The organism is Planctomicrobium aquicomposti (assembly GCF_051466325.1).
Taxonomy (GTDB): Bacteria; Planctomycetota; Planctomycetia; order Planctomycetales; family Planctomycetaceae; genus Planctomicrobium.
On sequence record NZ_CP195792.1, the window covers coordinates 2,581,904 to 2,606,613 of the forward strand.

Sequence of the window (24,710 nt, forward strand, 5' to 3'; positions counted from 1 at the left end):
CCTGCGGAATTCGCAGTTGATGAAGACCTTCACAGCGTGGCTTTGACGAAACCGAACACTGGTCGCGAACTTTCAGGCAAGATCGTCTGGCGTCAGATCCTGTTGAGCAAAATGCCTGACGCGTACGATGATGACGGTGCGATCGGCGATCCGGAAAACTAGCGGCTGGCCTGTTCTGACGAACGATGGTCCCGCCACCACTCATAGGCCAACTGAAGATCCTGGTCGGCAGGCTCCGAAATCACGATGCTGAACATTTATGCCTGCGGTGCCAGACCATTGCGTTCGCGGAAATTCCGCTCAAACTCTTCCAGTGGTTTCATCTGGCCATGTTCTACCGCCAGCAGACCTTCCCGAATGACTGCCCGATCTGCATCGCGATCCAGCAGCATCGCGATATAGTCGTCGACCCGCTCAAACCCGGCAGCCAGTGCCTGAGCCTGCACGTCACGATCTCCGGTCAGTGTGATGTGAAATGTCGTCTGCATGGTTTGAACTCCTGATTTCATGGTAGCACATCAGTTTGGGCTGGGGCAAAATGGATTGAACGTCGGACGCGAAGGCTTCTCCCTCGCGTCGGGATGCGGCAAATCGCAGTGCCGTAATGTCGTATCATCGTGATGACGACGATCAGCCTGAGTGCTCCGCCCATTGCCGGAACGTGGTCAGTGTTTCTTCAGCGACGCGCAGCTCATCCTCCAGAAATGCTGCCTGATCGCTGGCTTCCAGCAGATTGCCGTAGGCCAGCAGCCTGGTTTCGATTTCGCAGACGGTGGCGTAATCACCGAAGTTGAGCGATTCGGTCTGCTCGTTGGCAAACTCTGCTGCCGCTTTCGACAGCGTGAACAGTCTTTCTCCCAGCGGTGAGAGCGTGCCCGGCGGATGGTCGATGGGAATGCAGTTCTGTTCGTTCAAGGTTTCTGGCTTGGTCTGCTTTACCCAGGTCCATTGATGCTGGAGATCGCTGCAGAGCCGCAACAGCCTACGGAGGGCGTGTTCGGAGTTTCGGGCGAGGATCTCGACTTCGATGGTCAGGCGATAATGTTTCATGGTTTTAGTTCCTTTCGTTGGTGGGTTGAAAAATCAGGCAGGTGTCGTGCAGGCCGGGGATGAAGCTGGACGTGTAGGTTTTTCGCGAACTGCTGTTGTTGTGCTGGAATCGAATGATCTCAGTTGTTGCCAGCCATAAGCCTTCGCGGATGGCCCGTTCGACCAGCAGGTGGGAGAGCGGCATGTATTTGCCATGGTCGGTGTAGTTGCCGATCAGGATGGCGATCTTCCCCCTCCTCGTCAGGACCCCTTTCGAAAGCCGTAGGATCAGCTGCATCCGGTCGAGAAACGCTTCCAGCGATGGTGCGTTGGAGAGGCAGCGGGGATCGTCGCTGTATTTGATCTGCCGGAAGTACGGCGGATGTCCCCAGACGAAGTCGACCGGTTTGATTCCGGCATAGCAGTCAGGATCGGCGGCATCCCGTCCCCGCTTGACTTCCAGCTCGGTGCAGGGAATTCGCAGTTCCTTGCAGACGTCGCCGCAGGTGCCGGAGCCTCGCATCAGGTCGAGAACGGAGCGGGAGCCGTAGTATCGCAGCAGATCTTTGATGAGATGACCTCCGCAATTGCCGCGATATCTCGGGTCGCCATAGGGGCCGCGTCCCGTGCGGGAATGGATGCTGGTCAGGTGTGGCACCGGGCTGGCGTTCTTCGGTGCTGCGGGTAAGGCGATCATTTGTGTCATGGGTTCCTCCATCAGGTTGGTTGCGTTCCCCTCCTCCTCGCGCCGGGGCAATGTTCGACGGCTCAAGAGGTTTGGGTGCGGGCAGACGCAGTGCGTCCACACGGCCTCTTGAAACGGCGAACGCCTCGGCCAATCTGAGGGAACGCTGCAACCGACTGATGGGCAGGAACTCCCACAAATCGCCCCCTCCTCCCGGATCATGAAGACGACAATCCGGAACGACTGAAATCCGGCATCACGACGTTACAGAAGCCCGGCGACACAGAACCGCGTGAATGCGGTCTTCTGTCAGCACAGGATGCGAATCCCACGCAGGCTGAAGCCGTCCTGATGGTTGCGTGGAGAATTGGCCAAACATGGCTAACGGATCACGGAATGACTGCGGCCAGCGTTGAAGTACCGGGCAGGTATGTTGCCTCCGCTCTTCTGCATGGCTGACAAGTCGGACGCGATCCGCCTGGGGAGCATTTGGTGCGACAATCCGGAACTGCGGACTGCCGTGAACACGACGATACGATTTTACGGGAAGAGTGCGATGGAGAGGAGGTTACCGACAAATCTTGACTCTGTACGGCGGATTGCCGTATGATGAACTAAGGAGGTGACATTCATCATGAACAACAAAACCGCACGTCTGGAAGCGAGACTGACGTCCCAGAACCATACGGTCATTCAGTATGCTGCCGCACTGCGGGGGCAGAGCGTGACCGATTTTGTCGTGGCCGCTTCGCTGGCAGAGGCCCAGCGAACGATCACGGAGAACGAGGTCATCTCGCTGACCATGGATGACCAGCAACGTTTCGTGGACGCATTGCTCAAGCCGAAAGCCCCCACGTCCGGGCTGAAGCAGGCGGCCAAAGCACACCGCCGATTGCTTGAGCCGTCCTGATGGCGCCGTACCGCATGGAATTGCTCAGCGATGACCATGATCGAACCGGATTCGATTGTGGTGTCGCTCCGTTGAACGACTATCTGCTGCGACAGGTGGGGCAGGATACCCGTCGCCGGGTGACCACCTGCTTCGTGGCTGTCGAAACCGCATCTGATCGACTGGCAGGATACTACACGCTTTCGGCGGGGAGCGTGGTGCTGGATGATCTCCCGGAGAAGACTGCCAAAAAGCTGCCGCGTTACCCGACGGTTCCGATTGTCCGTATCGGTCGGCTGGCTGTCGACCAACGCGATCAGGGGCAGCAGTTGGGATCAGCATTGCTGTTCGATGCCCTGAAACGTTCGATTAGTGCCGAGATCGCCGCCTTTGCCGCTGTCGTGGATGCCAAGGATGATCACGCCAAGCGGTTCTATGAGCGATTCGGCTTTCAAAGCCTGAACGCCAAACCACGTGTGCTGTTCTTACCGCTCAGTGACGCCATCAAGAAGCTGGCTCTCCAATAATCTTCATAAAGACAATGCCTCCGGGGTTCTGCAGCATCGCCAACACGATGTCATGACAACCCGGGAACACGATCCTGCGGCAATACAGAATGCCGTAACACATCATTCCAGTCGGCTCCCGGTTGCTGTGGAAAATCTTCGATGATGTCGCAACCGGTCGGAGTCAGTGCGTCGCGGATCTGCTCGGCGAGGGCCTTTCCGCCGTCGTCGTTGTCGAGTGCCAGCACGACACGGGAACCAGCGGGCATGTTCAGGACTGCCGATCGCAGACATTCCGCCTGGAGGGGGCTGATCTGACCGGCCGTGCTGAACAGCCGTTTGCCATCGATGCCTCTGATCGTCGCATAGCTCAGTAAATCGATGAACGTCTCACAGATGACCATTTCCCGGTCAGCCGATCGGGGGCGGGAGCAGGCGAGCCCTTTGATGCCACCGGGCGAAAATCCCGTCCAGCCGGTGTTCTTCGTCTCAAACCCGCACAATCCCGCCTGACTGTAGTGCGGAAACAGAGCATTTCCCCGGTCATCAATCCGGATGCGGTCTTCAAAGATCGGATGCTTCAGGACCGCTCGCGAGATGTGACGGACGGTTTCCAGATAAGGATGCGTCTGGCCGATTGGCTTCGCCTGCAGCCAGCGTCCCAGCACCTGGGCAGCGTCATGTTCGGATGGTTGCAGATCGATCGGCAATGCCTGTGATGCCGGAGGAGGGGAGGCGGTTCCATTCAGCCACGGCCGAAGCAGCTTGCGAACTTCCCCCAGAGAACACCGTTCCCGGGACTGCACGAAATCGATGATCGTGCCGTTGTCGTTTCCTTTGGCGTTGAAGTACATGAACTGGCCGTTGCGGTTCTTCGCCACGATCAGCTTGTCCCCATTGGAATGTTTCAACACAGCGGACGACCGGGAACTTTGCCGACGATCCAGTACGAACCCGCGCGAAGCGGCATACTGGCACAGATCCAGCTTCTTGAATTCTTCCAGCTCCTGTTCCCGGGACATCATCCTGACAACGTAGCGCGAATTGCTGCCGTGCGCCAAGCAGAACCGGGGCGATGGGAACGAAAGTTTGTGGATCACCGGGAGGAGGGGGCTTCCGCCTGCCCATCCTTCCTTTTCCCACTGCCCGAATGCTTATTGTGCTTCCGTCGGTACGACGATACAGAACCACAGCAACACGATCTGACTCGCCTCTGGTGTTAAATCAGTGTTTAGAATCTGTGTTACGTTTTCAGAACGGCTTTGAACTCGGCAGTTTCCCTGATGTTTTTACGGGAGCCGGTGTGTAAACCATCGAAACCGGGTGTGCAAAGCATCGAATGACGGTGTGTAAACTATCGAAATCCTGCCCCTGTGTGTGATCCATCGAAACCGGCGCTCACGGTGGGTGAAACATCGTATTTCCGTGTCGGGTGTGTGATGCATCGAAACTGCTTGACCCGGCCAGCGGAATCTGGCTCACTGATCGGGCCATGTCAACGCTTGCTGAACTTCGCTCCCCACTGTTACCAGAACGTCATCCGACGCTGGATCTGTTTGTGGTGGATGTTTTTGATGCAACGCCCAAGGGGGACGTGGCGTCCATGGAACACCCGATCTTCAGCCTCTCCACCAAGCCGGATCACCGTGTCCGCCGGTACGAGCACAGCGGAAAATTCATCGAGATCAAACCATCCTCGGACGGGCTGGCGACAGTGCATGACCGGGACGTCCTGATCTACTGCATCTCGCACCTGATGTCTGCCATCAATGACGGCAAACCGTATTCGCAGGTGATCCGCTTCAAAGCTCATGATCTTTTGAAAGCCACTAACCGGGAAACAACCGGGCAGGCGTATGCCGCTCTGAAAGCCGCGATGGAACGGCTCTCCGGAACCCGGATCAGCACGAACATCGTCACCGGAGGGAAGGAAGAATTCGAAACATTTGGAATCATCGAACGAGCAAAGATCGTCCGAGAAACCCGGGACGGCCGCATGCAGGAAGTTGAAATCAAGCTCTCGGATTGGGTCTTCAGCGCGATTCAGTCGAAGGAAGTGCTTACGCTTCACCGGGATTATTTCCGGCTTCGGAAGCCGATTGAACGCCGGATGTACGAACTGGCCAGAAAACATTGCGGCCATCAGTCCGAATGGCGAATCTCCCTCGATCTGCTCCGCAAGAAATGCGGCTCCGGTTCGACGCTCAAGGAGTTCCGCAGGCTGGTGGGGAAGGTCATTCACGACGACCAGCTGACCAGCCACATGCCTGATTACAGAGTCCGGTTTGCCGAAGAGAACGGGGTGAGACGGGACATTGTCATCTTCGAAAACCGGGGAAGTATGCCATCGCTGACTGCGATCGAGTCGGATGTCGTGATCCCGCCACTCAACCCTGACACCTACCATGCCGCCCGCCTGGACGCTCCCGGCTGGGATATTTACGAGCTGGAACGGGAGTGGCGCAGCTGGCTGAGCATGTCCGGAGCCGAACCACCCCGCAACGCCGACGCGGCGTTCCTCGGGTTCTGCCGCAAATGGGCCGCACGACGGATTGCAAATCCGTAATATTTCTTCAGGATCGCCATGGGTTCACAATGTCGGCGCCGCAACCTTCAAAGTCCTTGACGTTCCGGGTGGCGATGGCGGCACGGTGTGACTGGGCAATGGCAGCGATCATCAGATCCACCGCATCGGTATTGAACCCGTCCTTTTCACGCTGGGCCGCAATCTGCCCGTAGATCATGGCTGCTGGTTCATCAAATGCGAAGATCCGTCCCCGGAACGCGGCATCGATGAACGCGGCAAAGCTCTCTTCCAGTCGCTGACGACGTTTTCCTTTCGGCAGCCGTTGCAGACCCCGCTGAATCTCCGCGACGGTGATGGCGGTGATTCCCAGCTGGGTGGCCTTCTGCCCGCCGATCCAGGCAACCACGCCAGCGTCCGGTGCCTCACGCATCAGTTCGGAGACGACGTTGGTATCAAGGAGGATCATGGCTGGAACGTCACCGGTTCCCGACGGGATTTGCGGGAGGGGAGTTCCAGCTCAACGCCCCCCTGACGCCCAAAGTGCCGGGCTGCCAGTTCCGCGATGTTCACCGACTGAAACTCGTCAGTGCTGGAGGCGATCTGCAGGACATGCCGCACATAGGCTTCCAGCGACAGACCCGATTTCGCTGCCTGCACCCGCAGGGTTTCTTTCGTCTGGTCCGGTAAATCACGAATTGTCAGGCTGGCCATGGATCTGTTCCTCCTGATTTCATTGTATTCGATGATTGCATTGATGTCAAAGAGTGAAGAAGCCTGCGACCTGTCGTGCGGGAGTAATTTGCGAGCGTTTCCTGGAAACCAAGTGTCCAGTTTGCAGAAATCCGACAAAACATAACGAAAACGCGATCCTCGCGAGGATTTCAGATGAAAATCATGAATAATGCTTTCGAACGAATTCCCTCACTCAGAACTCGAAGGGCCGAGTCATGGTCAGCCAACTGTGGGATGATCCGTTGCGGTTGAGGACGGGCGGCAAGGTGATCACGGCAGTAGACAGCGACTGTGCCGGAGTGGATCTGGATTGTGGCTACCGGGCCTCAATGATGTTAGGGACGACAGGTGCTTTTCAGGCTCGCAAGTGGATCGATAAAATTCTGGGAGACTTCGTCGAGCGAATCGACTGGCCTTGGGAGGCATGGTTCGACCAGATTCCCTTTATCAAGCGATTTATACAAAGCTTTTTTACTTCTGGATCATCCGGGCCGCTTCCTCTTGATCTCCCAGCCTGGGTCCATCTTCGCTTTGCAGGTCAGCCATTCAACCGTCGCAATCAGTCGGGCAAAGCGTTTGAGCAAACCGATGAAGTCATCAGCAGAATGGCTTGGAGACATCTTGGCCAGGAGACACTTTCTTTGAATGGCAACGCAATTTCTGCTCAAGGAATCGTCATGCTTCCACCGGAGAACAAAGCGAGTTGCAGGCACATTCGTCTCCGGCAATGCAAAATCTACCGTCGGTATACCAACGCCATGGGAAAGCAGTACCGGGGACGCGAAGAGTGGTATTTTCTGGATGATCCCACCATTTTGAAATTGAAAGGGAAGTGTCGCACCAAAACGACCGTCACCGAACAATTCCGCAATCCCCAGACGTTGATGCAGGAAGCCCCATTGCTTTCCCTGACACGAATTTCGTCGAATTTGAAATGGATCATTTTTCGTTGTTTGTCCGTTTCACCCATCACTGGCCATGTGACCGATATACGCACGGGCATGCTTCAGTTAGGATTCTATTTTCAATCCTCCTCTGACACGCACGTACTGCTGCAATCAGCACTGTCCAACGATGGCAAAGATTTCGCGATCTCAAGCGACTCTCCGTGAGGCGGGTTCGACGCTGAGTGGACTTTTCCAGCCCGACGACCATGCGACACTCCAATCGCCGGGCTTCGAGAAAAGTACCGCGCTTCTGCTGATTGTCACACTGATCGAAGAGATCGCTCAGGAATCTTTTCCTGCATTGAAAGGAAAAACGTTTGCGATCAGGGGACGGGCTGAGTTCCCCGGGGGACATCTTGATGAAGAATTGCTGGAAGATCTGAGCGAATGTCTCTCCGGTGCGCTGTCGCTTCTGGTGGCTGGGAACTCCACCGTCGAATGCGTGATCTCTGACCGTCTGGATTTTCGGCTCAGGCAATTCGGAACGCCCCAAGAGGCCCGTAACTGGCTGAAAGAGCCACCTGTTCACAATAAAGTTGCGCCTTCCTCCGAAACCCCCTACGTTCGGGTGGTTGACAAGGAGGTTCAACATCCGATCACCAAGCCCGATCCCCAGACGCTCACCAAACTGTTTCAACAGCTTACTGCTGCGGATTTGTCGCAGCTACCGGTGGAGCTGCTGGACGAACATGAACAGCAGCTGAAAGAGGCCCGCCTGCTGCAGGCCAAGGCGATGATTGGAGTGAACCGCGATCAGAAGATTACACTTTTCAAGGTCAACCAGTTTCTCAAACGCCACGCCAACCAGTCGTTTGACAATCAATCCTCCGTTTTGCTCTCGCGTCTGATTTCCAATCTGAGATCGACTGAACATCGGAAGTTGATTTTCGACAACGGCGGGCAACCAGTGGAGTGCGTCCTCACTTCGGTCTTCCGGAAGGACCGGGGCACACGCAGTTTTCAATTGTTTGGTGTGGGTGGTCCACAAAAGAGCTACTGGTATCAGGCGGCTCTCCCGCCCGGCTTGCACCTGGAATAACAACTCATTTTGCAGTTTCTCAGAAATCCTACTTGCTTTTTGGCAGTATACTGCCAAGAATGAAAGTCACAGTCAACGCCAGATTGACTGGCGAGTGCTTCCGGACAGGTTTCCTTCCCACAGAGACGAGGGAGTGAGCAATGACGCCGCACAGTATCAGCCAGAGCCTTGACGTCACCGAGTTCATGTATGCGAAGTTCGCCGCACGGTTTAAACGTGCGCTGCCGCAACCGGTCATCACCATTCAGCGTCGCGGCCAGCACAAAGCTCTCGGGTGGTTCTGGGAAGCACGCTGGCTTGATCTGGACTGCCGCAAGATCCCCGAAATCAATCTCTGTGCGGAATACCTCGTGGAAAGCGGGGTGCTGGGTGTCGCCAACATTCTCCTTCACGAAATGGTCCACTATGCGAACTGGTTGGATGGCATCCCTGACTGCACGTCCAGTCAGTATCACAATCAGAAATTCAAAACCCGTTGTGAATCCATCGGACTCATTTGCCTGCGGCATCCCCAACGGCGCTATGGCTGGGCCGTGACGGAACTCTCTCCCGAGCTGGTGTCTTTTGTTGGAGAGATGGGGATCGACGAATCCTGTTTCCATGTGTTCCGTACGCTCCCGAAGTCCAGCAGAGAGGTGGTCTCGAACGAAGACGAACCACTCACCGGCGAGCCTGCCCCTCGCACCGGCTCGAAACTGAAGAAATGGAGTTGCGGCTGCACGAACATCCGTGCCGCGGTGGAGGTCGATGCGACTTGTGGTCGCTGCTTCCGGCAGTTCTGCCGGGCGGAAGTCACCACACGATGAAATCCTTCAAATCCATTCATGAAAGATCGGTGCTCTCATGATCTCTCCAGCTGATGTCACAACCTTGGTCAGCCCGCGCTGCGGGCCATTTCGACAGGCCACTCTGGGCGCCCTTGTCCTGGTCCTGTTTCTTTCCGGATGTACGACACAACGGCAGATCAGTCTGGCGACGGAGCAGGGGGCGAGTGCCGGTCGCAGCGATGGTCGTTCTACCGGCGAGGCGAAAGGGTTCAGGGAGGCGTTTCCCAACGCCCGGAGCAAGGCATATCGCCAGACACTTTGGAGTCTGTACTGGTCAGGCGATTTTCAACGACAGCCACTTTACCGGACAGGGACGGTCGCTCTCGGAATCATTCTGGGGCTCGCTCTCCAGTGGGGCCTCTTCTTCTGGCTGCGTCGCTCTCACCACCTGCTGGATATCGACTTCATCCTGGTGAAACGCGGGCAAAACATCCTCGGCGGACTGCTCATCGCTGCCGGCCTGATCAGTTCGTCAGGGTGTACCAGCCCCGTTCAAAAAGCCTGGAAATCCGCGTACGACAGTGAGTTCCACGATGCCTACCAGGAAGGGCTTCTTTCCGGACAGGGGGAAGGCATTCAGTACGGGCGTGAACGTGGAGAGGAGCAGGCTCAGGAAGCGGCCAGGACCGGAAAATCCTGGTGGCTGTACACCGATTTGATTGCCGGTGGTGGAATTCTGGGCCTGTTGATCGGGACCATCGCTCAGTATGCATCACTCCTCATCGTTCGTCTGACCGGAACGCTGGATGAGTTCTGGGCGAAGCTCTTCGTCCCCGGTATGGCGACATCTGCTGCCTACGGCTGGCTGATCGGTCGTCGTGACGAAATCCGGCACTATCAGGAGCATGTGGAAGTGATTGACCAGAATCTGCAAGCCACCTGCGCCCAGATGAAATCAGACGCAGACCGAAAGGTCGCAGCACTCGCAGCAAGGTCCCATCGGATCGATGTCCGCAACCGTCGCCTCGTTCAAGACACAGAGATCAAGCTGGCCAGTATCGCCAGAAGTGCGGAAACGACGGCGAGTCAAAGTCATGGCACCTCTCTCTGCCGTGCCCGCTGCCCACATTGCAAAGCGATCGGTCGATACAAACCGGAATGCGCTGGAAAAAAAGGACGCTGCGGTTCATGCCGCGCTGTCGTACGAATGCCACCGAAACGTGATTGATGCTGCTGGATTCGAGTCTCTTTTTTGAACAGGAGATGAATGATGAAAGACAACAAAAAAAGTCGTTGGGATGATCTGGAATCCCGGCTGAAGAGCGATCAAACGCACCTGAGCCGTAACGAACCTGATCCCGTGGAAAAACCGGCGGAGATCATTGATCCCGATGGGTTGCCCAGAGAACTTTCGGTGCCCGCGAGCTCGCTGGAGCCCATGGGGTTTCTGATGCAGTTTCGCGAAGGGGTTCGGCAGAATGAGATGATTGCCGAAGCGCTCAAGGCCCGACGTGACGCACAGCTGACGGTCTTGAAGTACCTCCTCCAACAGGCTGTTGCTGCCAGGAACGCACAGACGAATCTGATCGCCAGGCGATATCTGATGGAGCTGGACGATCTTTTCCTGCAGGCTCAGCAGCAGTTCGAGCTCCGGCATCTTGAGCAAAAGGTCGAACTGATCACCGACGTCACGGACCGGATTGTCACCTGGATTGACAGCGTCCGTTCACGCGATTGGCCGGAATCGCTCATCAACCGAACCATCGATCAGTTCCTGGCGCTTCGGGAGCAGGTCGTCAATCAATTTCTGCATGAACTGGGCTCTTGAGACCCCGTCGTCGGCCTTCCCGGATTCCCAGTGGCATCATCGCTGAGAGTCCCACTGCTTGAGTGATCTGGATTTGTTTGATTCCAACTTCAGGAGCTTCTTCATGAATGATCCCTTTGAATTCATTCTGGCCGGAAAATCGTTTCAGGAGGTCCTGCAGGCCCTCGCACGGTCTCATCCTGAACGTCTTGAGAAAACAGGAAGAGAGTTATCTCAGCCGCAGATTGTACAAGTCGATCAATTTGCCCGGAGCAGTTTTGAGTCGACGTCGGTTCATCGCACTCTGGTGTATGGGGCGATGTTTTATCTGCTGTCGTTCATCGTTGACTCGGACTACGTGAAAGTACGATTTGATGTCTTGCTGCAGGAATTCAAAACGTCACGGACGCAGGCGTATCGATGCCGGGCGGTTTGGTGCTGCTTTGGCGAATTGCTGTTGCGGGAACCAGACCTGCAACGCTTCTTTTGCGCTGAAGCACTGAAAATCCTTGCCGAAAGCGAAATTCCACAATCCGCCCGGAATGAAGCGTTGCAGCTCGCTCGGGAGCGGGTCCGTGTCTCGATCAACACCGCAGTGACACTGAAGTATCAGCGAGGAACGTCTGTGGTTCCTGTCAAAACGGACACGGAACAACACGTCGCTCAGGAGGGCTCGGAGCCATTCACTCCGGTGACGTCCCGTCAGAGATCAACTCGCCGCGCAAAGAAATGGCTGTTTGTGGGAGCCGCCGCCCGCATTGAAGTCATCCCGACCCATGCCGCCGAAATCGAGGATGTCGAAGCCCTCATTCACGATCTGGAGGCCGCCATCGCCGAGCTTCGCAACAAGTCGTCCACGTAGCTCCGGGCCTGAAAACCTCTTCCGATTTTTGGAGGACTGCCATGTCGTTTCAGTTTGACCAGTTCGACCGCGCGTTCTCACAGAACGGAGCACCGCCACCGTTGCGGCGACGGAAATCATTCCGCGAGATCTCGGCGTTTGGTCTCGGCAATCTTCTCCTGCTGCCGATGCTGATCGTCATTCACGCCTCGGTGGCCGGTGAGGGGATCGCGAAAGCTCTCCCAGTGTTTCAGCGGAAGTTGCATAGCCTGCCAATCCCCGGGGCGGCATATGCCCGGAACTATCAGGGGTTCGACAAAATTGATCTCAGTTTTGTGGCGGCTGTGGGCCTGTTTTTCATCGCGACGCTTGCGTGGAGGAAGCTATTCCTCATTCTCGCTCAAGCGGGCGGAAGCTTGCGCAGCACGGGAGCAGCGCCTTCAACCTCACTCATTCAACTTGGCATTTCGCTCTGCATCATTGTCGCCGATGCGGCGCTGTTCTGGGCCGGTCTGGCATCGCAATCCGCCAGCGGTTGGAGTGATTCCCCGGCCTATGTGGCCCCCCTGGCCACGTTGCTGTTTACCGCCATTACCGCGTCCGTCGCCGCCTGGCACGCGGACTTCCACACATCTCGTTACTCGTGAGGAGTGTTTGTCATGAACCGTATTTCGATTGGTTTGATGGTCGTGCTCTGCCTGCTGTGCAGCAGCTGTATTAAAAATTCTCCGGACGTCTCGACAACGACTTTTGAAGAGCAGGAACTGGATGCCGTGCTGGCGATCGTGATCGACATGAGCGGTTCTTACAGTGAGATGTGGGAGGACAAGGCCTACCAGCTCTTTCTAGAGATCAGCGATCGGTATTTTCAGGGGGCGATGGGAACGGAAACAAGGCTTCTCATTGGCCAGCTCAGCGGCAATGACAACGTCCTGCTGTTCGAAGGCAAGCCCTCCGACCTGCGGAAGAAATTTCGTTCGCCCGCTGAGTTCACGGAGTTCCTCAAAGCAGCAGCCGATCCGAACAGTTCCCGGGTGTACGCAGCGACCCGGCGAACACTCGATTATGTCAGCACGATCTCGGGTGTCGGGCCGAAAACGAAACTCTTAACAGTCCTGCTGTCCGACATGCAAGATTCAGAATTTCATCCGTCCGTGGCGGGAGTGGCGTTGGATCAGCTGAACGAATCGCTGCAGCGGTATGCCGACCGGGGAGGGAGCCTGGCACTGTATTACGTTGATGAATCCGAACGAAGCCGCTGGGACACGCTGTTACGGAACGCCGGGTTTATGACGGGCCGCTTCATCATCGAAGGAAGCCTCACCTCCAGCCCCCGTCTTCCCAGCTTCGAGTGATCCGCCCGATTCATTGCTGAACACCGTTCGCCACGTGGCAGACCGTCTTTGTATCAGTCGAAAGCGAGGTCCTCATGCTTCAACAACAACCCTCTGATCTGCTGGATGACCTCCCGCGTGGTCGCAGCCGGGAACATATCGGAACGCCCCCGCACGCGTATTTCGAATCGACCCGCAATTTGGCCGCGACCGAATCTCTGCGGTTCGATGCGGAACGCAATGAGGATTCAAAACTGTTCCTGGGTGTGATCGGTGGTCAGGTGGTGACCGGAGACCGTTTGCCGGATGGCCGCCTCTCCCGGCATGTGGTTGGTGGAACGCCCATCGGTCTGGGAGACGACCGGCATCACGTCTTGGTTGCAGGGTCGCGCGCGACGAAGGGAAGAGCCGTTTTATTGCCAAATTTGGTCTGTATTCCTCCGACAACGTCGCTGCTGGTTCTCGATCCAAAGGGAGAACTCGCGCGATTGACGGCAGTCTACCGGGCGAAAGTTCTGAAACAAAAAGTCATTGTGCTCGATCCGTTCGGTGTTTCTGGACCTGAAACCAAGACACTCCGGGGAGCGTTCAACGCCCTCGCCATGCTTGATCCGGACGATCGCCGCAGCTTTGTGCCGAATGCGAAGCTGATTGCGGACTCCCTCATCGTATCCGGAGACTTCAAAGACCGGCACTGGGATGAAACTGCGAAACAGATTTTGGCGGGGCTGATCATGCATGTGGCCACGTATGAACGTTATGAAGGTGTCCGGGATCTGGTCACGGTCTGGCATCTGGCTTCGGAGTTGACCGCTCCCGATCCAGATCATCCCAAACTATTCTGGCTCGAACAGGAGATGCTCGCGAACGGCGATGCGGCCGGTGGGATGGTCCGCAATGCCACTCGTGGTTTTTATGACCGTTCCGGAGGAGAGTTCTCTTCGGTTTTAAGTAATCTTCGCAAGCATCTCGATTTTCTCGGAATCGAATGCATGCGCGATGTGCTCTGCGGACTATCGGTCAATCTGCGGGACATGAAGCGTTCTTCACTGGCGCTCTATAGCTGTGTTCCTGCGATGAGACAGGGCGACCTGAAAGGTTGGCAGCGCATGCTGGTCCAGCTCACCATGGGAGCTCATGAAGAAGAGCCCATCCAGACTGGTGGTGCGTCAGTCCTGGTCCTGGAGGAGTTCCATGCGCTGGGGCATCTGGAGTGCTTGGAATTGGCTGCGGCCCAATTTGCCAGCCTTCTCAAGCTGCTGGTCGTTCTACAGGATCTGACACAGGTTCAAAGTCGATACCCCAAGTCCTGGGAGACATTTCTCGGGAATTGTGGTTGCCTGCAGGTGTTCGGCCTGGCTGACCAGACCACGCTGGAATACGTGTCAAAAAAGCTTGGCGAAACCGCCACGATCACCCGTAGCACCAACTCCCCGGGGTTCGATCAGGCAACGCAACATGCCGCCACCGGGGAGTCCTGGTCACTCGGCACCAGCCGCCTGCTGACGCCGGAAGAGATCGGCCGGTTCTTCGCCCGGGATGACAAACAGTTGCGGCAGCTCATATTTCGGCCAGGCTATCGTCCCGCCATCCTCCAGCGGGCGTTCTATGACCAACACGAGCTGTTTCGCGGGAGGTTTTCCGATGCCTGAAGCACGCTTTGAACGGATCACTGCTCCGGGACTGCCCGCCTGGCCCTGGCTGATGTTCAACGAAGAGCATCAGCGGGCGATCGTGTCGTTTCGATTGGCAACGTGGCGCAGCGGCCAGCAGGCCGATCGCCTGAGCCAGCAGGCCGCCGTGGGAATCGCACTCCTGATCGGCTGGAACATCTGGAACCGGGTCGCGTTCTTCGACAACCTGATCGGGCAGGCGATCGTCACACTGATCGGTTTCGGATGCATTCATCGGGTGCTGAGTGGCTGGATTCCGCTGGCGTTCAGTTCATTCCTGGCCCGTAAAGTTTTTGCCCGTCGCAGTACGGTCTGGTTCACCCCCAATGAAATCGCGTTCCGCAGCCGGTTGTATGAACGCGGCATCGTCATTCCCCGCACATGGAACGGCCACCCCGTCCAGATCCGGTTCGATGTCAGCTCTGATCCGGATGCACAGGAAGAACTCGCCCGATCACACAGACACCAGAACCATGATGCCCGGCACCGCCTGCAATCGGCACACATGCTACGTCTGCTGATCTCCGCTACTGATCCCCAGCGGAGCCTCGGACAATCAGTTCAATCCCCGCTGGCCCGGGCCATTCCGATGTTCCAGGTCGATCTGCACGACGCCCAGCGGCTGACCGTGGTGCTGGCCGCCGCCGCTCAGCTCACCGCCCGTATTCCTCTTCCCACTGCCCAATCCGTCCCCGGTCCGGATGACGGTCTGGACATTGATGCCAATCCGACTTGATGGAGGACTCACGCCATGACCTTTTGGGAAACCGTTCTGATTTCCGGTTGCGTGTCACTGGATACGTTTGCTGCTGCACTGGCGATCGGACTGGCGACATCGCGCATGTCCCTAAGACAGATCTGTCTGGCGACGGCAGCCCTCACGCTCCCGTCCGTCGTGATTCTGCTGGTGAGTCAATCCATTGCGTGGCACTGGCTCCCTGCTGATCGGATTTGGACGCAGAGCGAACACACCTCAATTGCACTCTTCTGGATTGGTCTGGCCATGATCATCGGACCTGATCGGAAATCGACGCCATCCGCAGCTGAGACAAACTGGCTGCCGTTGCTGATCCTCGGCGGTGTCTCCAGCTTCGATGTCGGCCTGTTCGGGCTGACGATGGGAAAGGAACAGAGCAATTCTACAGCACTGCTGATCCTGATTCCCGCATTCACCCTCCTGTTCGTTCTGACCGGCCTGCTGCTGGGATCAAAGCTCAACACCCACACCGGCCGCTACGCAGAAATCGCAGGCGGATCACTGCTGATCGGCATGGCACAGCACGGGTTGCTCTGGTGAATGACAGACACTTCGCAGGTATTCGAATTCAGACGTCCTGGTGGACAATGCAGGCCAACCCCAACTCGTTTCTGACAATCCGCGAAGTGGCGCAGGTGCTGAAACTTGAACAACAAAAATGAATGAAGTCGCCGACCGATGGAGATGCTTCTCATGGGAAATGCACGTAACAACGCGAAGCAACGATCCGGAACTCCGGAAACGACATCCATGGTCGAATCGCTCCTGTGGAGAGTTTCACAAGTCGCCAGACGGCTGAACTGCTCGGTTTCAACTGTCTATAGCCTGATCGAATCAGGTCGTCTGGAGCACCATCGCTGTCCAGGAATTCGCATCAGCGAAGAGCAGATCCTTGCGTATCTGGAACAGACGAAGCAGGGGAGAACTCCCCGGAAAACGAAGCAGGCGAGGATCAATGGTCCCCGCCTGCGGCATATCACTCTGAAATAGAGCCGAACGTCTTCACTCCGCAGCTTTGCGGGCCTGACTGAGCATGTGCACCGGATTGAGGGCCACGTGCTGATAAACCCGCGACAGCGTACTGGGGTCAGAATGCCCCATCAGGATTGCTGTCGTCAGTGGATCAACTCCCTTCTGCAGAGCATTGGTGGCCCAGGTATGACGCAGTGCATACAACGAATATCGCGGAGCCAGGCTGGCCGCCAGTTTTTTGGTCAGCTTCATCCGTGCTTCCACAAACAGCATCCGAGCGGATTTGGTGATTTTCTTCTGCTTGACGCGGCAGGTGGGCGCCAGCGTTTTGGCAAATGTTTCGATCTCCTCGTCGCTGATCGTGATGCCCTGCTGTTTCATGATCCGTTTTCCAATCCGAATCCGGGCCAGCAGCAGAGCATCATTGACCGCATCCGGCTTCCACGGCTTTCCGTTGGAGTTGCGGAACAGTTTGCCAGTCGGATGAGCGACCGCCAGTCGCGATGTGATGGCGGCAGCGGCATCGGTCAGATACACAACCCGCGAAAGTTTCCGGTTCTTGCTTTCGGATTTTGGAAAAACCCAGCGTTGATTCGGAAGGTCGACATGGCGGGCCTCCACGCGCAGCGATTCCTGCGGACGGCAACCCGTCTCCCAGGTGGTGATCACCAGATCACGAACTCCCGGATTCCGGATGTTGTCCAGCAGATCCTGATACTCATCTGCTGTAATCACGATTTCCCGGCTTTCACCGGAAGGAACTTCCAGATCGCGAATGCGGTTTCGTTTCACCAATCCACGGGATCTGGCCCACTTCAGGCATTTTTTGGCAGCCCGAAAGTAATTTCGCCGGGATGTCACCGAGAGAGAGTATTCATCAACCCAGTCTTCGACCATGGCGGTGGTCAGTTGGGAAGCTCCGATCGTGGGATACCGGCGAGCAAGGCGTTCCAGACGATAGCGATACCACTCGAACGTATCCGATGCCCGACGGGGCTTGAGCCACCCCAGAAAAGCATCGATGACCGCAGGCAAAGAATGGGCAGGGGCCTGCCGGACTTCTTTGGGCTGAGAGATCAGACGGGCATACTCATCGAATGCCACTGCCTGATCTGGGCCAAGATTGACCTGTTTTCCATCCAGCGTGACGTACCAGACACCACGCGATGCACGAAACCACGGTTTTGCAAACTTCGGCATGATTGAACCTCCCGACTGGAAAAAAATCCAGCCACGAGCCGAGAGGTTCGTTGCGAGGCCCTCGTCAGTGACAGCTGACGGGGGTCTTTTCTGTGACAGGGGTCACACATTCAGTGACAGAAACCTGTGACAAGCAATTTTACGGTTACCAGAGTTTGACGCAAGTCCTTATCTGGTAAAGTGCACCCCTCAGGGTTCGAACCTGAAACCTTCGGTTCCGTAGACCGATGCTCTATCCAATTGAGCTAGGGGTGCTGGTGGAGACATGTTGTATCGGCTTGCCGAGGCGGACTCAAGTGTTTTGCCGGTCGCTTCAGCCCGCCTCCCTCCAGATCTCTCCAGCAGAGGGGCAGTCAGGACGCTTTTTATCCCTCGACGGTTCACTTCGCAACGGCTACCGCCAGAAATCGTTGCAGCTCTCGTCATCGAGACGGTGCGAGACGCTGTTTTTGCCGCCTCTACGGATTCTCTCGGCCGTCGTTGGTGCACAGTCTGGACTGGATGCCCGCGGCATTCCAGCGAATTAAGTGATTTTGCACGGAACTTCAACCAAGTCGCCCGGACATTCGGTCGGCTGTCAAAAGCACAATTCCTTGAGGCTTTTGTGATCTCAAGAAGGAGCAGAAGCTGAACCCGCGCTGCCACGAATTGAATGACGCCCAGTGGCGGTAGGTCAAGGATGTTGCCGGGGAAAAAGGGGCCCCCGCTCGCACAACGGCCGGCAATGGACTGTTCCGGGATGCAGGGATCGAAGTTCTGAAGTCCGGCATCTCGTACTCGGATCTAACAGGTGGTCAGATCAACCCAAACCGGTCGGGAGGCGATTTCATCTCCGGTGCGCCAGCGGAGACTGCCGAAGGCGTTTTCTGGCAGAGAGTTACCAGCCCGTTGAATTTCTCTCCTGTGTTTGACATCTCTGATCGGCTGCGGGCGGTTGTGGTTTGAACTTCTCAGGGAGAGACCGGGATGAGGTTGGGGAAGCGGGAAGAGTCGCGGCAACAGGAGTTCTGGATGCCGGTCCAGAACCTCTCCAAACGGCCGGGGCATGTCTTTGACGACAAGCTCAACCAGGTGCTCACCCAGGCCGGGTTCGATCGAATTCTCGAAGACCTCTGCCGACCGTTCTACGCCCGAACTGGCCGGCTGTCGATTCCGCCGGGTGTGTCCTTCCGCATGCTGCTGGTGGGGGACTTCGAAGGGATCGACTCGCAGCGGGGCATCACCTGGCGATGTGAAGATTCGTTGTCGCTGTGGCGGTTCCTGGGGATTCTATTGGGGAAAGAGACTCCCGATCACAGTTCACTCACTCGCATCCGTGACCGGCTCCCGCTGAACATTCACGAGCAGGTGTTTCAGGAGGTCCTCAGTATCATCGACCAGCACGGCCTGCTGAAGCTGAAGGCGGTCGGCGGAGCGAGAAAGTCGAGCGCAGCTTCGCCCACATCTGCGAGACCGGCGGAGCGACACGAACCTGGCTGAGAGGAATCGAGAAGATCAACAAGCGTTACCAGATCGTCGCCGCCGCGAGGAACCTGGGCCTCCTGATGCTCCAAGCGTTCGGCATCGGCAAACCGAAAGGCGTGCAGGGCGGACTGGGGGCATTCCTGGCACTCTGGGGTGTCTGTGTGCTGCTCTGGACCGCTCTAAAAATCGCTCTGCGCTCACCGACGGTGAGAACAGCACTTCAAGCGACGATCCAGTCCCCCGACTGGCAGTTGACGTCGCAGCACACATTCACACCCAGACAAGTCAAAAACCTGCCAACTTCAACGGGCTGTTAGATCCGATTCGGTATGATGTTCCGACGCGTCACTGCCAATTGACCGAAACCGGGCGGCAGTGTATTTTGATTCGGAATGACTATTGTTGAACATATCAAAGGTGATCTGCAGCAACGGATCAATTCAGGCCGTCCGCTGCCGACAAAAATGACATTGGAGTCACTCGCAAGCCTGTATCAGGTGAGCGTCACGCCGGTACGCGCTGCCGTCAACGAACTCATTGCCGAAGGCTTGTTGATCAAAGGGGAGAACCGGCGGCTCAGCCCCGCCAAGCCCCCGGATCACACACTCGCTGTTGGAGACCATCGGCCAGTCGTTCCCCCGGATCCGACCGTTGAACTGCTCAGTCAGGTCTCCAGCGACCTTGTCAAAATCAGCCTGGGGGGCGAGCCGGTTCAGATCCGGGAAGAGGAAACCGCCGAGAAGTACCACGTCAGCCGCTCGGCGTTGCGGAATATCTTTCACCGGCTGGCCGGGTCGGGACTACTCGAGCACCTTCCCCGCCGTGGGTGGGTTGTTCGCCCTTTCCGGCAGGAAGATATGCGGGCATTTCTTGAGGTTCGTGAGACTCTCGAGCTGAAGGCCCTCGAGTTGGCACGGCCATCTCTGCGTGATGAAGATCTCCAGCGGATGCTGGAAGGCAACCAGATCCCTGCAGCAGAGGGCGAGCAGCCCATGGTCGACAACTCGCTCCACGCCTATCTTATTGAGAAGGCGGGCAATCCCTACATTCGTGACTTCTTCGAACGTCACGGACGCTATTACGAAATTCTTTTCGACTGGGAAGACGAAGACCGCGCGGCAGCCATTGAAGCTGTGCGTCAACATCGCGAAATTCTCGATGCCTTGTTGCTGCGCGACTGGAAATCAGCCCGCCGCGCGCTGGCTCATCACATTCGCAGTAACCACCCGGTTCTCAGCCGAATCATCGATCGTCAGGCCTCAGCTCTGTTGCACTCCGCCGGTGCGAGAAGCGGCACCAGCCCTGCGTAGTGCAAGCCGTTCTTTCAAGACGGGGGCAGTGGGCGCTGTGCGTGACGACGCCTCACTTCCCGCGAGCGAGAATTAGGCAATCAAATCTCTCAATTTACCTGCGCGTGGTAACAGCGTTCGGAGTTCCAACAGGAGCAGCCCGGTCTGGCACTCATCCAGCGTCAGGCTCAGTGGCATCTGTCAGGTTGCTCTCCGACGTTGTGGAAGGCTTTAAAACCCTGTGGAATCACATTTAAAAAAATCGCGCAAGCGGCGAAACAATTCCGTCCGGGCGTTCTACAAAAACACCGCTGGTGGGAGATTCTGGTTCAGCCGCGGTCGCTGCAGCGATTAGTATTGCTCGACGAAACCGGGATCGGAGCATTTTGACTGTGGATGGCACTGTCCTCCCAACTCGGCTGTCAGCCTCTCGCCGTAAGACACGCTTGCTTCGCCAGCAATGGAAAGTGCAACCTGCACCCACGAAAAAAGACTCCCGCGATATCGGGAGTCTCGATCTGATTCCGAGCGGGAGTCTCAGGCGCGTGCTGATCCTTACCAGGGTTTCAGTTTCCAGCCGAGGACAAATCCGATTCCAAAGCACCAGAGGGCAGCCATCTCCGGTTTTTCACGGGCATAGGCCTTCAGGTACAGGGACAGGTCTTCCAGCGGCTGCTGACTTTCTGACAAACGGTTGGCGACCTGGGCTGCGCCCATTTCGTTGCCGCGGGTTTTGGGTGTTGTGCTCATGATCTGCTCCTCTACTGATCAAGTGTTAATAGTGAATCGCTCTGCAGGGAGAGCGAACGGCATCATCAGAAAAGCTGATTGCCTGAAGTTCAATCATCGTCCTGCTTCAGGAAACTGGACCGAAACCAGGCCACGTTTTCCTGCCACTCCTTTTTCGACCGTCCGAGAATCCCGCCGGCTCGAGTCAAATTATGGATGCTGACCCAGGCACCGAGACAGCAGATCGCCATCATCCCCAGGGAAATGGAAATTGCTGCCGTCGCAAACGAGATTTCCAGCCAATCCTGCAGCAGATACGCGATCCCCAGCAGCAGGACCGGCAGCGCGGCAAGACAGGCAATGCCCGCCACAACGCTGATGATCAGTGCCGTACGCGCCTTTTGCCAGAACTCACGGACGTCGATACTGAGCAGCTGAAACTGAAGATCAATCAGACGAAACGCGTCCTGAACAAGCGCGAAAAGATTCGTGCGCATTCCGGAATAAGCGTTCGGCGTCGACTGACCTCCTATCGCCGCTTCAGGAGGAATCCGGCTCCCATCCCCAACACCAACGCCAGGCTGATACTGAGTACGGGATTTTGCATGATCCATTTTCCAACCCTCTGCTCAGTTCTGACCAAGGCACTCAGTGGCGGCTGTCTCACCGGAGGAGCCTTTGGAGGCACTTTTGTATATGCGGGATTTCCGTTTTTTGCGTGAATCATCGCAGACCTGCCGATGCGGGTGTTTGTCTCGCGGATTTCAGCCGCGACAGCGAAAGTCTCTTTATACTTCATGTCACCGTCCGTGGCCGGCTCCTGAACAGAGCAAGCTGTTCTAGGGAGTCCGGTCTACGGAATCAATTTCGGGGGCGGGCCTCCGGGGAGGAACTCGCCTCAGTCCCTTGAGAAGGTTGAGGTTCAGATTCCCCTGCTTCAGTTGTTCTCCGAGATAGACGACGCCAGAGCGTAAAAACGTCGTGGCAGCCATCATCACTAAGGACTGCAGCAGGCCTGGCTTCGCCTGACTTGCACCACTCCCCAGTTTCTCATTGATCGCCGCCAGCTCCTTCGCCGCCCCCGTGTCCAGCACAATTTTCTTCAGACTCTGCCTGCGAGGGATCAGGAGAAACCCGAGCGCCGTCGCAGCGGAGACAATTGCCCACGGATATCTCTTGAGATAATAGCGCCAATCCGTCAGCTGCTGGGCGTGGGCGATGAGTCCCTCGACATCGTTATCGAGATACCCGCGAATCCGCTGCATCCGGTAGCAGATACGTTCGACTTCCTGCGGATCGGACGTCGACATGGATGAAAGTTCCTGAGCATGGGGGCTGAAAAAGAGGAAGCCGGGGCATGTGGCCTGACCGTCCTGTCCCTTATGGCAATATTGGAGAACCTTTCCCCAATACGCACCGCACGGTCACCGGACAGAGCGATCGACCCTACGATCGCCACAGGTTGGCAATATTTGCCGGCAGGTGCTTGTGCACAGCTTCAGCGATCCGCTCGCTGAGGTTCTCACTTTGATGCATCAACCGTTGTCGGGTGGACTGCGGTTGAGAGGCACAGTAAGCCGCAACGGCACCAATTCCCAGGACGAAACCTGCAGTAAAGGCTGCGAACAACGATTCGAGAGGTTGTTGTTCGACCCGTTCGTTGGCCCACTCCATCACGCCATGGCCTTCGTTTGCTGACCGCTGCATCGACTGTTCTGCTTGAGTAAATCGTGATCGCTGGCCTTGCATTGGAACCGTCTCCTCTTCGAGGTCCAGAAAAAAGGTCCGATCCCAGGCAATCGATGTTCGGATTCCCGGGAGTTTCGGACCCGTGTCAATTCGTCCTTGTCAAAGTGCCTGCCGTCTTCTGGTTTTAAGCGGACTGTGCTTGCCCCGTTCTGGCGCAGCGAATGTCAGGCATTTCACCAGGCGAAACGCTGATTGCGCGAGAACTCGAAAACGCAACCGGCTCTCGATTAACGGCGATCCGATCGCATCAGCAAGCTCACCACCACACCGGAAATAATTCCGGCCCCAAAGGCCGCTATGACCGATTCCAGTGGACGATGCCGAACAAGTTGCTGGGCCTCGCCCATGCCGGTTTCAATCTGTTCGGTCAGCTGCTGATAGCCTTCCTGAACCCGTTTGCCGGCGGTCTCAGCGTATTCTCGCGCCGCTTTGCTGGCGGTGTCTGCGTATTGCCGGGCTGTGTCGACAGCCTGCTGGGCAACGCCTTGTCCCTGTTGAACCACTTCATCGAGAAAGGCTTCGATTTCCCGTCGTGATTGGCCGGTCTTCTGCTGAATCACCCCGACGAGTTGCTCTGCACTCCCTTTTGCTTCCTGAAGCTCATCTTCGGTGAGTTGGCCCCACTTTTCACGAATCTGGCCCTTGACGAGCTTCCATTTCCCTTCCAATTCCTGTCGGGTAATCATGTCAGATCCTCTCTGTTGCTGTTGGGGTAAACGCTGTCAGAACTCTTGCTGTGAGCTGTGGCTCAAACAGGCTGCGAGTCCCGGTTGGACTCGTTTCACCCACAGCAAAGGATGTTCCAACACTCCGAACTCAGCTCATTATCCAATTCGACGACGGCCAATCGAGCAAATTGTGGCTGGAATTATCCATTTGGTGAAATTCCTGCCACTCCGTTGGAGAGATGGCTGACGATCTGCTCGCCCTGCGACCGGAAAAACGATTTCACCGAGTCGTTGAGTCTGTGCAAGCATCATTCGTCGCAGAGCGGCCCGTAAAAACAAATACCTCATCGCCAGTCATTAAAAATAAAAAGAGCTGGCATCGAAGATCGATCCCAGCTCTTGCTAAACAGCTTCAACGGGTAGACGGGTTATACCGTCGGTCGACGGGCCACACCCGCAATCATGCTGACGAGAAACAGCACGATAAAGACCGCAAAGAGGATTTTCGCAAACCCTGCGGCGCCGGCGGCAATCCCGCCAAATCCGAAGAGTGCTGCAACCAGTGCGATGATCAAAAATGTGATTGCCCAGCTTAACATGATTGTATCTCCTGTCTTCGTGAGAGGTGTCAGCCCCGGAGTGGGTTCGTCTTGGAGGGAAGACTTGTCAAAGGGATTCAGCATTTGGCGTACCAATCACAGCCGGAAGCACCTTCGTGACGGGGATGGATTGACCTGACAGCGTGTCGCTCGCGCTTCATCCAGATTGAGTTTTGGACAACCAGATTGCTGACAGCTCTCAGGAGGTCCCGCGATCGATCTCACGGCGAGGGAGTGTTTTGGGTGACCTGCTGGAGGGCGAGACGCCTGTTCCTCGGGATCGCCCCGACGGACGGACAGGTGGAGTGCTGTCCCGTGGATCTACGAAGTCAGGCTGCTGCCAGTTTCTTTTTTAATGGTGGGAGCAGGGTGACAGGGCTGTCTGAATTCGCGGTTTGGGGAAACCTTGAAGGTCGCTCGGTTCTGAATGACACAACTTCTTGAGGAGACGAATCCTGGGTTATTCCTGGGAGATCCGGCTGACTGGTCGCCATTCGACCAGTTCCC

General features: G+C 56.5%; 32 protein-coding genes and 1 tRNA gene. 19 read left to right on the plus strand and 14 right to left on the minus strand.

What is annotated here, in order from left to right; all coding sequences use genetic code 11:
- The first annotated feature begins 36 nt into the window (after positions 1 to 36).
- Positions 37 to 162, plus strand: a complete 126-nt coding sequence (locus SH664x_RS09945; protein ID WP_437207116.1) for a hypothetical protein — start codon at positions 37 to 39, stop codon at positions 160 to 162.
- Between the two features lie 95 nt (positions 163 to 257).
- Here the strand turns inward: SH664x_RS09945 and SH664x_RS09950 are convergent, their stop codons facing one another.
- The 3 genes from SH664x_RS09950 to SH664x_RS09960 all read right to left on the minus strand — a co-directional run bounded on the left by SH664x_RS09950 (position 258) and on the right by SH664x_RS09960 (position 1,735).
- Positions 258 to 488, minus strand: a complete 231-nt coding sequence (locus SH664x_RS09950; protein WP_437207117.1) for a hypothetical protein — start codon at positions 486 to 488, stop codon at positions 258 to 260.
- 142 nt (positions 489 to 630) lie between these two features.
- Positions 631 to 1,050: a hypothetical protein gene (locus SH664x_RS09955; protein ID WP_437207119.1), complete on the minus strand. Its 420-nt coding sequence runs from the start codon at positions 1,048 to 1,050 to the stop codon at positions 631 to 633.
- 4 nt (positions 1,051 to 1,054) lie between these two features.
- Positions 1,055 to 1,735: a hypothetical protein gene (locus SH664x_RS09960; RefSeq protein ID WP_437207121.1), complete on the minus strand. Its 681-nt coding sequence runs from the start codon at positions 1,733 to 1,735 to the stop codon at positions 1,055 to 1,057.
- Positions 1,736 to 2,348: 613 nt separating this feature from the next.
- Between SH664x_RS09960 and SH664x_RS09965 the strand changes: the two genes are divergently transcribed.
- Complete coding sequence (locus SH664x_RS09965) at positions 2,349 to 2,624, plus strand: DUF1778 domain-containing protein (RefSeq protein WP_437207122.1); 276 nt, start codon at positions 2,349 to 2,351, stop codon at positions 2,622 to 2,624.
- Positions 2,624 to 3,130, plus strand: a complete 507-nt coding sequence (locus SH664x_RS09970; protein ID WP_437207123.1) for a GNAT family N-acetyltransferase — start codon at positions 2,624 to 2,626, stop codon at positions 3,128 to 3,130. The genes SH664x_RS09965 and SH664x_RS09970 overlap by 1 nt, the downstream gene beginning before the upstream one ends.
- A 50-nt stretch (positions 3,131 to 3,180) precedes the next feature.
- Here the strand turns inward: SH664x_RS09970 and SH664x_RS09975 are convergent, their stop codons facing one another.
- A complete protein-coding gene (locus SH664x_RS09975; protein WP_437207125.1) occupies positions 3,181 to 4,134 on the minus strand; it encodes a DUF3991 domain-containing protein in 954 nt (317 codons plus the stop codon).
- Positions 4,135 to 4,601: 467 nt separating this feature from the next.
- Here SH664x_RS09975 and SH664x_RS09980 point away from each other — a divergent pair, with 467 nt between their 5' ends.
- Complete coding sequence (locus SH664x_RS09980) at positions 4,602 to 5,675, plus strand: replication initiator protein A (RefSeq protein WP_437207126.1); 1,074 nt, start codon at positions 4,602 to 4,604, stop codon at positions 5,673 to 5,675.
- A gap of 7 nt (positions 5,676 to 5,682) precedes the next feature.
- Here SH664x_RS09980 and SH664x_RS09985 read toward each other — a convergent pair whose 3' ends face one another.
- Both SH664x_RS09985 and SH664x_RS09990 read right to left on the minus strand, forming a co-directional pair.
- Positions 5,683 to 6,102: a type II toxin-antitoxin system VapC family toxin gene (locus SH664x_RS09985; RefSeq protein WP_437207128.1), complete on the minus strand. Its 420-nt coding sequence runs from the start codon at positions 6,100 to 6,102 to the stop codon at positions 5,683 to 5,685.
- A complete protein-coding gene (locus SH664x_RS09990) occupies positions 6,099 to 6,347 on the minus strand; it encodes a FitA-like ribbon-helix-helix domain-containing protein (protein ID WP_437207129.1) in 249 nt (82 codons plus the stop codon). The genes SH664x_RS09985 and SH664x_RS09990 overlap by 4 nt, the downstream gene beginning before the upstream one ends.
- A 236-nt stretch (positions 6,348 to 6,583) precedes the next feature.
- Between SH664x_RS09990 and SH664x_RS09995 the strand changes: the two genes are divergently transcribed.
- From SH664x_RS09995 to SH664x_RS10050, 12 genes are all read left to right on the plus strand, one after another.
- Positions 6,584 to 7,480, plus strand: a complete 897-nt coding sequence (locus SH664x_RS09995; RefSeq protein ID WP_437207130.1) for a hypothetical protein — start codon at positions 6,584 to 6,586, stop codon at positions 7,478 to 7,480.
- Positions 7,443 to 8,354, plus strand: a complete 912-nt coding sequence (locus SH664x_RS10000; protein ID WP_437207132.1) for a hypothetical protein — start codon at positions 7,443 to 7,445, stop codon at positions 8,352 to 8,354. Before SH664x_RS09995 ends, SH664x_RS10000 begins: the two co-directional genes overlap by 38 nt.
- A 140-nt stretch (positions 8,355 to 8,494) precedes the next feature.
- Positions 8,495 to 9,160 carry a SprT-like domain-containing protein gene (locus tag SH664x_RS10005; protein ID WP_437207133.1) on the plus strand — a complete coding sequence of 222 codons (666 nt, stop codon included), beginning with the start codon at positions 8,495 to 8,497 and terminating at the stop codon, positions 9,158 to 9,160.
- Between the two features lie 37 nt (positions 9,161 to 9,197).
- On the plus strand, positions 9,198 to 10,349 hold the full coding sequence (locus tag SH664x_RS10010; RefSeq protein ID WP_437207135.1) for a hypothetical protein: 1,152 nt from the start codon (positions 9,198 to 9,200) through the stop codon (positions 10,347 to 10,349).
- A 39-nt stretch (positions 10,350 to 10,388) separates the two neighbouring features.
- Positions 10,389 to 10,949, plus strand: coding sequence for a hypothetical protein (locus SH664x_RS10015; protein ID WP_437207137.1), 561 nt, complete (start codon positions 10,389 to 10,391; stop codon positions 10,947 to 10,949).
- 103 nt (positions 10,950 to 11,052) lie between these two features.
- On the plus strand, positions 11,053 to 11,790 hold the full coding sequence (locus SH664x_RS10020) for a hypothetical protein (RefSeq protein ID WP_437207139.1): 738 nt from the start codon (positions 11,053 to 11,055) through the stop codon (positions 11,788 to 11,790).
- 41 nt (positions 11,791 to 11,831) lie between these two features.
- Positions 11,832 to 12,416, plus strand: coding sequence for a hypothetical protein (locus tag SH664x_RS10025; RefSeq protein WP_437207140.1), 585 nt, complete (start codon positions 11,832 to 11,834; stop codon positions 12,414 to 12,416).
- 12 nt (positions 12,417 to 12,428) lie between these two features.
- Positions 12,429 to 13,124, plus strand: a complete 696-nt coding sequence (locus SH664x_RS10030; RefSeq protein ID WP_437207141.1) for a hypothetical protein — start codon at positions 12,429 to 12,431, stop codon at positions 13,122 to 13,124.
- A 74-nt stretch (positions 13,125 to 13,198) separates the two neighbouring features.
- Entirely contained in the window at positions 13,199 to 14,755 is a 1,557-nt protein-coding gene (locus SH664x_RS10035) for a type IV secretory system conjugative DNA transfer family protein (protein WP_437207142.1), read from the plus strand.
- Entirely contained in the window at positions 14,748 to 15,512 is a 765-nt protein-coding gene (locus SH664x_RS10040; RefSeq protein ID WP_437207143.1) for a hypothetical protein, read from the plus strand. The genes SH664x_RS10035 and SH664x_RS10040 overlap by 8 nt, the downstream gene beginning before the upstream one ends.
- A gap of 15 nt (positions 15,513 to 15,527) precedes the next feature.
- Positions 15,528 to 16,073 (plus strand): manganese efflux pump, encoded by a 546-nt coding sequence (locus SH664x_RS10045; protein WP_437207145.1) that lies wholly within the window; start codon positions 15,528 to 15,530, stop codon positions 16,071 to 16,073.
- A 153-nt stretch (positions 16,074 to 16,226) separates the two neighbouring features.
- A complete protein-coding gene (locus SH664x_RS10050) occupies positions 16,227 to 16,523 on the plus strand; it encodes a helix-turn-helix domain-containing protein (RefSeq protein ID WP_437207147.1) in 297 nt (98 codons plus the stop codon).
- A 12-nt stretch (positions 16,524 to 16,535) separates the two neighbouring features.
- Here the strand turns inward: SH664x_RS10050 and SH664x_RS10055 are convergent, their stop codons facing one another.
- Both SH664x_RS10055 and SH664x_RS10060 read right to left on the minus strand, forming a co-directional pair.
- The gene (locus SH664x_RS10055) at positions 16,536 to 17,705 is read right to left on the minus strand and encodes a tyrosine-type recombinase/integrase (RefSeq protein WP_437207149.1); all 1,170 of its coding nucleotides are present in this window, start codon (positions 17,703 to 17,705) and stop codon (positions 16,536 to 16,538) included.
- Positions 17,706 to 17,886: 181 nt separating this feature from the next.
- A tRNA-Arg gene (locus SH664x_RS10060) sits at positions 17,887 to 17,960 on the minus strand.
- Between the two features lie 711 nt (positions 17,961 to 18,671).
- On the opposite strand from SH664x_RS10060, the gene SH664x_RS10065 reads away from it, so the two are divergent.
- The 3 genes from SH664x_RS10065 to SH664x_RS10075 all read left to right on the plus strand — a co-directional run bounded on the left by SH664x_RS10065 (position 18,672) and on the right by SH664x_RS10075 (position 20,479).
- A complete protein-coding gene (locus tag SH664x_RS10065) occupies positions 18,672 to 19,184 on the plus strand; it encodes a transposase (protein ID WP_437207150.1) in 513 nt (170 codons plus the stop codon).
- Positions 19,148 to 19,486 (plus strand): hypothetical protein, encoded by a 339-nt coding sequence (locus tag SH664x_RS10070; protein WP_437207206.1) that lies wholly within the window; start codon positions 19,148 to 19,150, stop codon positions 19,484 to 19,486. The genes SH664x_RS10065 and SH664x_RS10070 overlap by 37 nt, the downstream gene beginning before the upstream one ends.
- A gap of 75 nt (positions 19,487 to 19,561) precedes the next feature.
- On the plus strand, positions 19,562 to 20,479 hold the full coding sequence (locus SH664x_RS10075) for a GntR family transcriptional regulator (RefSeq protein WP_437207151.1): 918 nt from the start codon (positions 19,562 to 19,564) through the stop codon (positions 20,477 to 20,479).
- A 534-nt stretch (positions 20,480 to 21,013) separates the two neighbouring features.
- Here SH664x_RS10075 and SH664x_RS10080 read toward each other — a convergent pair.
- The 6 genes from SH664x_RS10080 to SH664x_RS10105 all read right to left on the minus strand — a co-directional run bounded on the left by SH664x_RS10080 (position 21,014) and on the right by SH664x_RS10105 (position 24,203).
- The gene (locus tag SH664x_RS10080) at positions 21,014 to 21,208 is read right to left on the minus strand and encodes a hypothetical protein (RefSeq protein WP_437207153.1); all 195 of its coding nucleotides are present in this window, start codon (positions 21,206 to 21,208) and stop codon (positions 21,014 to 21,016) included.
- Positions 21,209 to 21,297: 89 nt separating this feature from the next.
- Complete coding sequence (locus SH664x_RS10085) at positions 21,298 to 21,684, minus strand: phage holin family protein (RefSeq protein WP_437207155.1); 387 nt, start codon at positions 21,682 to 21,684, stop codon at positions 21,298 to 21,300.
- 342 nt (positions 21,685 to 22,026) lie between these two features.
- Positions 22,027 to 22,497 carry a hypothetical protein gene (locus SH664x_RS10090; RefSeq protein WP_437207157.1) on the minus strand — a complete coding sequence of 157 codons (471 nt, stop codon included), beginning with the start codon at positions 22,495 to 22,497 and terminating at the stop codon, positions 22,027 to 22,029.
- A gap of 136 nt (positions 22,498 to 22,633) precedes the next feature.
- Positions 22,634 to 22,894 (minus strand): hypothetical protein, encoded by a 261-nt coding sequence (locus SH664x_RS10095; protein ID WP_437207159.1) that lies wholly within the window; start codon positions 22,892 to 22,894, stop codon positions 22,634 to 22,636.
- 269 nt (positions 22,895 to 23,163) lie between these two features.
- Positions 23,164 to 23,622 (minus strand): CsbD family protein, encoded by a 459-nt coding sequence (locus SH664x_RS10100; RefSeq protein ID WP_437207161.1) that lies wholly within the window; start codon positions 23,620 to 23,622, stop codon positions 23,164 to 23,166.
- Between the two features lie 410 nt (positions 23,623 to 24,032).
- Positions 24,033 to 24,203 (minus strand): DUF1328 domain-containing protein, encoded by a 171-nt coding sequence (locus SH664x_RS10105; RefSeq protein WP_437207162.1) that lies wholly within the window; start codon positions 24,201 to 24,203, stop codon positions 24,033 to 24,035.
- Between the last annotated feature and the right edge of the window lie 507 nt (positions 24,204 to 24,710).